Annotated in this window: 8 protein-coding genes; 5 read left to right on the top strand and 3 right to left on the bottom strand. The window is 63.6% G+C overall.

Going from position 1 to position 7873, the window contains the following annotated elements; translation table 11 throughout:
• Positions 1-141: 141 nt before the first annotated feature.
• Positions 142-2010, bottom strand: a complete 1869-nt coding sequence (gene cobJ / locus ACVWXC_RS00940) for a precorrin-3B C(17)-methyltransferase (RefSeq protein WP_457391262.1) — start codon at positions 2008-2010, stop codon at positions 142-144.
• A 55-nt stretch (positions 2011-2065) separates the two neighbouring features.
• Here cobJ and ACVWXC_RS00935 point away from each other — a divergent pair, with 55 nt between their 5' ends.
• From ACVWXC_RS00935 to ACVWXC_RS00920, 4 genes are all read left to right on the top strand, one after another.
• Complete coding sequence (locus tag ACVWXC_RS00935) at positions 2066-2707, top strand: hypothetical protein (protein WP_457391260.1); 642 nt, start codon at positions 2066-2068, stop codon at positions 2705-2707.
• 58 nt (positions 2708-2765) lie between these two features.
• The gene (locus ACVWXC_RS00930; RefSeq protein WP_041438366.1) at positions 2766-3230 is read left to right on the top strand and encodes an FKBP-type peptidyl-prolyl cis-trans isomerase; all 465 of its coding nucleotides are present in this window, start codon (positions 2766-2768) and stop codon (positions 3228-3230) included.
• Positions 3231-3368: 138 nt separating this feature from the next.
• Positions 3369-3917, top strand: coding sequence for a 5-formyltetrahydrofolate cyclo-ligase (locus ACVWXC_RS00925; RefSeq protein ID WP_457410454.1), 549 nt, complete (start codon positions 3369-3371; stop codon positions 3915-3917).
• Between the two features lie 25 nt (positions 3918-3942).
• Positions 3943-4383: an FxLYD domain-containing protein gene (locus ACVWXC_RS00920; RefSeq protein WP_011430429.1), complete on the top strand. Its 441-nt coding sequence runs from the start codon at positions 3943-3945 to the stop codon at positions 4381-4383.
• Here the strand turns inward: ACVWXC_RS00920 and ACVWXC_RS00915 are convergent.
• Entirely contained in the window at positions 4380-5654 is a 1275-nt protein-coding gene (locus tag ACVWXC_RS00915) for an amidohydrolase family protein (protein WP_457391257.1), read from the bottom strand. The genes ACVWXC_RS00920 and ACVWXC_RS00915 overlap by 4 nt on opposite strands.
• A complete protein-coding gene (locus ACVWXC_RS00910; protein ID WP_457391255.1) occupies positions 5611-5871 on the bottom strand; it encodes a glycoside hydrolase 100 family protein in 261 nt (86 codons plus the stop codon). Before ACVWXC_RS00910 ends, ACVWXC_RS00915 begins: the two co-directional genes overlap by 44 nt.
• Positions 5872-6082: 211 nt before the next feature.
• On the opposite strand from ACVWXC_RS00910, the gene hflX reads away from it, so the two are divergent.
• Positions 6083-7825 carry a GTPase HflX gene (hflX, locus tag ACVWXC_RS00905; RefSeq protein WP_457391253.1) on the top strand — a complete coding sequence of 581 codons (1743 nt, stop codon included), beginning with the start codon at positions 6083-6085 and terminating at the stop codon, positions 7823-7825.
• Positions 7826-7873: the final 48 nt, after the last annotated feature.

The following is a 7873-nucleotide window of genomic DNA, read 5'->3' as shown; positions in this document are numbered from 1 at the left end:
CTGGTTTACCAGTCCGTTGAAGCAGCAACTCCGGGAAGTGATTCTCGGAAGCTCCCGTCTACGGCCCGTCAGGGCTTAGCGGGAGAGGATGTCACCTCACGGTGTTTTGAATCGAAATCCAACGGCCATCAGGTGGGTTCATCACAAGCGGTAGCCGCGGGGAGTGATCAGCCGGCTGCCGTAGCGAAAGGTCTGCGAGCTGCCGATCAAGACCAGGGTAAACATGTCCACCTGCTCAGGATCCAACTCCCCTAGCGTGGTGAGGTGGATGGCCTCGCCGGGACGGTAGAGGTTGCGGGCCACCGCCACCGGGGTGTGGGTGGGGCGGGCCCGGCGAAAGATCTGCAGCGCCTTGAGGAAGGGATCCAACCGCTGCCGCGAGCGGGGGTTATACAGGGCCACCACAAAGTCGGCCTGGGCAGCCGCCTGCAGGCGTTGCTCGATGGCCGGCCAGGGGGTGAGGCGATCCGAGAGGGAAATAGCGCAAAAATCCTGCATGAGAGGGGCTCCTAGGCGAGCGGCAGCAGCTTGAAGGGCGGAGATCCCCGGCAGCACCTCCAGGGAGGGGCGGATCCCATCCCAGCCGCTGCGGGCCAAGTACTCCAGCACCAGGCCGGCCATGCCGTAGATCCCCGCATCCCCCGAAGAGATCACCGCCACCTGCAGCCCCTGCTGGGCCAGGGCGATGGCGCGCTGCGCCCGCTGCACCTCCTGGGTGATGGGAAAGGCTTCGCAAATCTGGCCGGGGTGCAGGAGGGGCGCCACCAAGTCCAGGTAAAGCTGGTAGCCAATCACCACCTCGGCTTGGGCCAGGGCCAGGCGGGCGGCCAAGGTCAATTGGGCGGGATCCCCAGGGCCGATGCCAATTAGCCACAGGTGCCCGGCGCGAGGGGAATACTCGCGGGCGGCGCGGGCAATGGCCAGGGTACAAGCTCCCTCGCTTTCTGAGGTGAAGATCTGCTTGGGGCAGACAAGGGTGGCTCTCCCCTGGGCTGGATTGTCCTCTCCCGACCAGCGCTGGGCCGCCAAAAGAGCAGCCGCCTCCGCCACCGAAGGGGTGCCCACCGCCTGCCGCACCGCCTCTGAAGGGTGGGGAACCGGGATCCCTGCCAGGGCCGCGGCGGAGAAAAACTGGATGGGCCAGCCATGGGCCTGGGCCAGCTCCAAGAGCCCCGCCTCATCCCGTTTCAGCTCCAGAGTGGCCAAGCCGGCAACGGCCTCGAGGGCCAGCCCCTGGTTTTGCAACAGGCGCCGCAGGGATCCCTCCAGCCAGGCGCGGCTGGTGCCCCGCTCGCAGCCCACCCCCACCCACAGCACCCGCGGATGCCAGTGGACGGTGGGGATGTGGGGGCAAGGCGTTGTGTATTCCCCAATCCGGATCTGGGCCACTGCTTGGTCGGGAGCCGTAGTCAAAAGAGGATGATCCGCTGGCCAGGCCCGCCGCCAGAGCTGCGTGCCGCAGGTTTGCTCTACGGCCACCGGCTCTCCCCGCGTCAGGGCAGCAGCTACCCCGTTCCAATCGCCACTGCCCCGCCGCCAGCCGTAGGGATGCCCCAACACATCCACAGGCGGGATCCCCAGCCCTTCGGAGGCAGAGGTGAGGATCGGCTCGGCTCCCAAGGTAGCGGCCACCTGCCGCGCCAGCGCATCGGCCCCGCCCACATGTCCCCCGCAGAGGCTAATGGCCCAGCGGCCTGATTCATCCACCACCACCACCGCCGGATCCCGGTATTTGTCCTGCAAGAGGGGGGCAATTAGCCGCACCACCGACCCAACTGGCAAGATGAAAAGACAGCCCTGCACCTGGGGCCAAGTTTGGGCCACCGCTGCCGCCAGGGATCTGGGCGCTGTGGGATGGCTGGGATCCCCATAGGCTTGCCAGGGCCAAGGCAGCGGCTCTCCCTGTGGATTGGCTTTGCTCCAGCAGATCCACTCCTCTGGCAGCAGCGACAGCAGAGCCTGGGCCAAGCGGCGACCGCGCGGGGTGGGGGCAAACAGGGCAAGCTTCATCAGCCTAGGGATCCTATACTGGACTACAGAGCCACCCGCAAATGGACAAGCGCTAATGCCAACCCCCCTTGGACTGATGCTGCCGCTGATCCCCCTGGAGGTTTTGCTCTCCACGAAGGGGCTGATGTTTTTGCTGCTATCGGCCTACGGCGGGGCCATGTGGACGTTTCTGAGCGGCGCACCGCGGGTTTACACCATCATCGTGCCCGATCTGGAGCAGGCGCGAGGGTTTTACGAAAAGGTCTTGAGGCTGCCGGAGGCGGAGCTGCCGCTGCAGTACTACTACGGCTATGAGCAAAGCATGGTCGGCTCCAGCCTGGGATCTGCCTACTTCCCGGCGGATATTGGCCTTAGCTCCCGCCTTGATGCCAAAGCCCGCTCCACCTCGACACCTCTCGATACCGCTGGCCTCTGGTATCAGCTCTCCGACACCGTGCAACTGCACGTGATCCCCGGTACCACGGATCCCTACGGCAGTCTCTCCAGAACTCCCTTTGTACCTGCCTACGGGGCGGCAGCCGTTCGCAGCAGCGGCGTCCGCTATCGCCACACCACCTACGAACGGGAAGCCCTCAAAGCCCTCCTGAAGCGGATCAACAAGCAAGGGATCCGCAGCAGCGTCCGCTCCGAAAAGCCTTTTGTCTTCTGGGTGCGCGACCATCAAGGGCAGATCGTCGAATTTGCCGAAATAGGATGAGGGGATCCCCTAAGATTGTTGGGGAGGCAAAAAGTCGGCACCGGGGGGACGCCAACGGATGAAACAGATGCTGCTGCTGTTGCTGGGTTTGCTGTGGATTGGGGTGTGGGCTGGACAGCCGGCTATGGCTCTGTCGCGAGCCAAAGATCACCCAGCAGTTACTGTGCAATCTCAAGCCCAGCAATTTATCACCACCGAGTCGGGTCTGCAGTACTACGACCTTGTCGAAGGTACAGGGCCTTCACCTCAGCCGGGGCAAACGGTGGTGGTGAACTACGTGGGCAAGCTGCAGGATGGCACCGTCTTCGATAGCTCCTACAAGCGCAATCAACCTTTTACCTTCACCTACGGGGTAGGGCAGGTGATCCGTGGCTGGGAGGAAGGTCTGGCCACCATGCGGGTGGGTGGCAAGCGGTATTTGCGCATTCCGCCGGAGTTGGCCTATGGCAGCCGCGGCGCCGGCGGCGTGATCCCTCCCAACGCTACTCTCGATTTTGAAGTGGAGCTCCTGGCCATCCAGTAGGTTCTGGATATCCACCCCTAAGCTTGACTGGGGGTGGGGAAAGTCAAGGCAGGGAGATGGCATGGCGCTGCGGCAACTCCCTTCTACGCTACAAACCTGTCTCCGTCTGTGGGGCCCAATTTTCTCCCCAAAGCTCGCTTGCGCCGGCACTTCCGCCAAGTGCGGCAAGGGGTGGATCGCTCTCTGGTCGAGCAGAAGATAGTGGCTCATCTGGCCTCTCAGCCCCGGCTTTTGGCGGCCAAGACCATCCTGGCCTACGTGGCCTTCGGCTCCGAGGTGGACTTGGGATCCCTGTTCGCCCTTTTCCCTGAAAAGCGCTGGGGGATCCCTCGTTGCTTGCCGCAGCGGCAGTTGCGGTGGCACCGCTACCACCCAGCTGAGCTTGTTCCCAACCGCTGGGGGTTGCTGGAGCCCTCTCCCAGCAGCGAAGTCATCGATCCCGCCGAAGCCGAGTTAATCCTTGTGCCCGCCCTGGCCTGCGATCGCTGGGGGAGGCGCCTGGGCTATGGCGGCGGCTATTACGACCGCTTTTTGGCCTCGCTGCCGGATCCCGGCGTGCCCAAGTGGGGCATTGTCCCGCAGGCCTGCCTACTGGAGCAGCCTCTGCCTCAGGATCCCTGGGATCAGCGCTTGGACGGGATCCAGACCGAGGAGGGGTTTTACCGGGCGGGGGATCCCCTAGACTAGGGGAGATGGGCCTTGGAGAAAAAACATGAGCCAAGTTTGGAAGAAGGGGCTTCGCTCCCTCTGCTGGAGCCTGGGTTGTGCAGCTTTGGCGGCGCTCTTGCTGGGTTTTGGAGCCATCCCCCTGCAACTGAAGGATTTGCACCTCACCCCCTGCCCGGATACCCCCGAATACACCAACCTGGTTACCAGCAACGGCAACCCCATACCGGCCAGGTGCCTATTCATTGAAGGCACGGTGGTCAACCGCTCCAGAAATACTGTGCTGAATGCGGATGTCTTCGGTCGCCTTTACGATGCCAACGGCAATGAGGTTCTGCCGGAGCGCACCCGCCTGGGAGCCATCGAGGAGGTTCCCCCCGGCGAAAGCCCCTTCTCCATTCGCATCTCCGTGCCCGTGACCAGCCCGCTGCCTCTGACTATGGAGCAGTTCAAAGCCAGCGGCTTCAGCGGCACCGTGCGCCGTTAAAGCTGGCGGGTGAAGTCCACCTGGGCCGGGCGCCCCGGCAAATGGAGCTGGGCAACCACCGGCGGGGTTTGGGCGATCAGCCGTCCCCGACGGAAAACGTACAGGCAAGCCGGTTGCAGGCGAATGGCTTCGACAGCATCGGCAGCCTGGAGCACCACCAAGTCGGCATAGCAGCCGGGTTCTAGTCCGTAGCCTTCTAACCCCAGAATGCGGGCCGGGTTTTCCGTAACCGCCAAGAAACACTGCCGCATCTGCTCATAGCCTGTCAGTTGGGCAGCGTGGATCCCCATGTGGGCCACCTCCAGCATGTTGCCGCTGCCCAGGGGATACCAGGGATCCATCACACAGTCCTGGCCAAAAGCCACCGTCAGCCCGGCGGCCATCAGCTCCGGCACTCGCGTCAGTCCCCGCCGCTTGGGGTAGGTATCGTGGCGGCCCTGCAGCACCAGGTTCACCAGCGGGTTGGCGATCACCCCCAGCTCTGCTTCGGCCATCAGGGGAATGAGTTTGCTCACGTAGGCGTTGTCCATTGAGTGCATCGAGGTGAGGTGGGAGGCCGTCACCCGCCCCTGCAAGCCCAGCCGCAGCGTCTCATAGGCCAAGGTCTCGACGTGGCGGGAGAGGGGGTCGTCTGTTTCGTCGCAGTGCAGATCCACCCGGAGGCCGCGCGCGGCTGCAATCTCGCACAGAGCCCGCACCGCAGCTGCCCCTTCGGCCATTGTCCGCTCAAAGTGGGGGATCCCACCCACCACCTCCACCCCTAGATCCAAGGCCTTCTCCAAAAGCTGCACCGCCCCCGGCGAGCGGTAGTAGCCATCTTGGGGAAAGGCCACCAGTTGCAAATCCAGGTAGGGGGATACTTTTTGCTTGACCTCCAGCAAGGCCTGCACCGCCACCAGGTTGGGATCGCACACGTCCACATGGGCGCGGATGGCTAAGATCCCGCGCGCCACTGCCCAGTCGCAGTAGGTTAGAGCCCGCTCGATGACCGCCTCCGGAGTTAGCAGTGGCTTCAACTCTCCCCAGAGGGCGATCCCTTCCAGCAAGGTGCCCGATTGGTTGACGCGCGGGATCCCGTAGGTGAGGGTGGCATCCAGGTGAAAGTGGGCATCCACAAAGGGGGGCGACACCAAGCGGCCGCTCACATCGATCTCCTGGGGAGCAGTAGCCTGCAGATTTGCCTCCAGGGCAACGATGCGCTCCCCCTCGATGCCGATGTCGATTCCCTTACGGCCATCTGGCAAATTGGCCCGGCGCAAGATTAAATCCATCCCCCTCTTCCAAACCCGGCTTGACCATTTTCTCGCCAGCGGTAGCTACCTCAATGGCAAGCTCGATACAGGGATTCCAGCTTGGGCAGGTAAGGCAGGAGTCCAGGAAGCGGCGCACGATGTCTGACCGCCCATGCAGCAACAAAAAGGCCATCACCGGCACGTTGTTGCGGATAAACACCTCGTGATGGTTGAGGTCGGGGCTGGATCCCACCACCTTCAGTTAGCCGTCTACATAGGCACGAGCCTTCTGGGGGATTGCCGCCAACGCGCCGTTCGGCTTGTCCTGGTAGTTAACCTTTGCAGAGGATCTGGGGCCCCGTCGCCACGCCCCCATTGGCCCTGGGCCGGCGGCTCTCCCTCCCAGGCGGCTCGGACAAAGCGTGTATGGTAGATAAAAGCCTGTTTTCGGGTATTTCCTCGTCCCTATGCCCAGGGTTAGCGCCTCTCGCCAGCAGACCGACCTTGGTTTGAGCCTTGCCCAGGCCAAGGGGCTAAAACCCTATCAGCGCAAGCAACTGCAACGTCTTTACCAACTGCGACTGCCCCCCAATCGGCTGGTGACGGTGGAGTTTGCCCAAAGGCTGGGAGCCCTCACTCAAGATCTGGAAAGCCAGCCCATCAGTGTCTACCTCAATCGGCGGGGCCAAGTGATTCGCGTGGGGCTGGGATCCCCTTTTGAAACGCAGATCCCGGCTTGGGAGCTGCCGCGCCAGGGGGCGGAGCGCCTGTCTGGGATCCGCTGCATCACCACCCAGGTGGGCGAGGGCGGCCCCAGCCAAAAGGCGCTGACGGCCATGGCCCTGCAGCGGCTGGACGCCCTCATTCTCCTGTCGGTATCTCCCTCAGGAGGACGGCTGCGCCGCGGCGGAGGGGCCACGGGCTTTGTCAACTACGCTTATCTGGCCCACCTAGTGCCCCAGGGAGAGAGCCGCTGGCAGGTCTCCGAGCCTCTGCCGCTGGCGACCCTGGCAGAGCAGGATCTGCAGGAGCTGGTGGCGGAGTTGGAAGATAGTTTTCGTCGCCAATTCACTGCCCGCCAGGTGGATCCCCAGCAGGAGCGGGCCATCCTCGTGGGACTGCAGGAGCCGGGACAGAGCAGCGAAGACCTCATAGACAGGCTGGCCGAGCTAGGCCGCCTGGTGGAGAGCGCCGGCGGCCAGGTGCTGCAAACCCTTTGGCAGCGGCGGGAGAGTCCCAATTCGGCCACGGCGATCGGCTCCGGTAAGGTGCAGGAGCTGGCCCTGCTGGTGCAGGATCTGGGAGCTAACCTGGTGGTGTTCGACCGCGAGCTCACCCCCAGCCAGGTGCGCACCCTGGAACAGGCAGTAGGGGTGCGGGTGGTGGATCGCAGCGAGGTGATCCTGGATATCTTTGCCCAGCGGGCCAGAACCCGGGCCGGGAAGTTGCAAGTGGAGCTGGCACAACTGCAGTATCTGCTGCCCCGCTTAGCCGGTCGCGGTCCCACCATGTCGCGGTTGGGGGGTGGAATTGGCACGCGGGGGCCGGGGGAAACCCAGTTGGAAACGGAGCGGCGGGCCATCCAGCGGCGCATCAGCAAGCTGCGGCAGGAAGTGGAAGAGCTGCGCCGCCACCGCCAGCGGCTGCGCCAACGGCGGGAGGGATCCCAAATTCCTGTGGTGGCCCTGGTGGGCTACACCAACGCTGGTAAATCTACCCTTCTCAACGCCCTCACCCACGCCCAGGTCTACGTGGCTGACCAACTCTTTGCCACCTTGGATCCCACCACGCGGCGGCTGGAGCTGCCCGGCCAGCAGGCAGTGCTGTTGACCGACACGGTGGGATTCTTAACCGAGCTGCCTGAGCAATTGGTAGAGGCATTCCAGGCCACGCTGGAGGAGGTGACGGAGGCGGATGCCCTGCTGCACGTGGTGGATCTCTCCCACCCCAACTGGGAAGGGCACATCGAGGCGGTGGAAAAATTGCTGGACGAGATGCCCCTGGCCACCGGCCCGCGACAACTGGTGTTTAACAAAATTGACCGCCTCGATCCCGAATGGGTCGAGGACGTGCGCCTGCTCTACCCCAAGGCCCTGTTTGTGTCCGCCGCCAACGGCCAAAACTTGGATCAACTGCGCCACACCCTGGCCCAGTTTGCCGCAGCTTTTGCTCCCAGACCCTGCGGGGGTCGGCAGTTTGGGGATCCCTGAAGCATTTCATCAGAAAATCAAAACTTGGCGGCTCCTCAACATTTAGTT

The sequence above is a fragment of the Thermostichus sp. OS-CIW-20 genome (genome assembly GCF_054061455.1).
This window is presented reverse-complemented; position numbering and strand designations above follow the sequence as displayed.

Coding starts and splice junctions, on each gene's coding strand:
- cobJ (WP_457391262.1), bottom strand. CDS start 2,010: ATGAAGCTTGCCCTGTTTGCCCCCACCCCGCGCGGTCGCCGCTTGGCC.
- ACVWXC_RS00935 (WP_457391260.1), top strand. CDS start 2,066: ATGCCAACCCCCCTTGGACTGATGCTGCCGCTGATCCCCCTGGAGGTT.
- ACVWXC_RS00930 (WP_041438366.1), top strand. CDS start 2,766: ATGAAACAGATGCTGCTGCTGTTGCTGGGTTTGCTGTGGATTGGGGTG.
- ACVWXC_RS00920 (WP_011430429.1), top strand. CDS start 3,943: ATGAGCCAAGTTTGGAAGAAGGGGCTTCGCTCCCTCTGCTGGAGCCTG.
- ACVWXC_RS00915 (WP_457391257.1), bottom strand. CDS start 5,654: ATGGATTTAATCTTGCGCCGGGCCAATTTGCCAGATGGCCGTAAGGGA.
- hflX (WP_457391253.1), top strand. CDS start 6,083: ATGCCCAGGGTTAGCGCCTCTCGCCAGCAGACCGACCTTGGTTTGAGC.